1 pseudogene is annotated in these 270 nt (G+C 46.3%); it reads left to right on the top strand.

Annotated elements, in window-relative coordinates:
* Positions 1-270, top strand: a pseudogene (locus tag AAEY55_RS18355) (nitrite/sulfite reductase); the annotation flags it as partial.

Raw genomic sequence — 270 nt, 5'->3', positions numbered from 1 at the left:
CTTTATGATTTGGGTGAAATCCGCCTCAATATGTCTGGCTGTATGAATGCCTGTGCGCATCATCATACCGGCGATATCGGTATCCTTGGTGTCGATAAAAAAGGCGAATACTGGTATCAAATCAGCCTCGGCGGAAACTCTAGTAACGACGCAAAAATCGGCAAGATATTGGGTAAAGCGGTGCCATCTGATGATGTCGCGACGACGATACAAAAGATAGTAGACGTCTATCTAGAGCAACGCGTGGCTAATGAGAATGAGGTAGAAGGC

The sequence above is a fragment of the Pseudoalteromonas sp. 120-MNA-CIBAN-0494 genome, assembly GCF_040308885.1.
GTDB classification, from domain to species: domain Bacteria; phylum Pseudomonadota; class Gammaproteobacteria; order Enterobacterales; family Alteromonadaceae; genus Pseudoalteromonas; species Pseudoalteromonas nigrifaciens.
The sequence above is the reverse complement of the archived record's forward strand: the minus strand, read 5'-3'. Positions and strand labels throughout refer to the sequence as shown.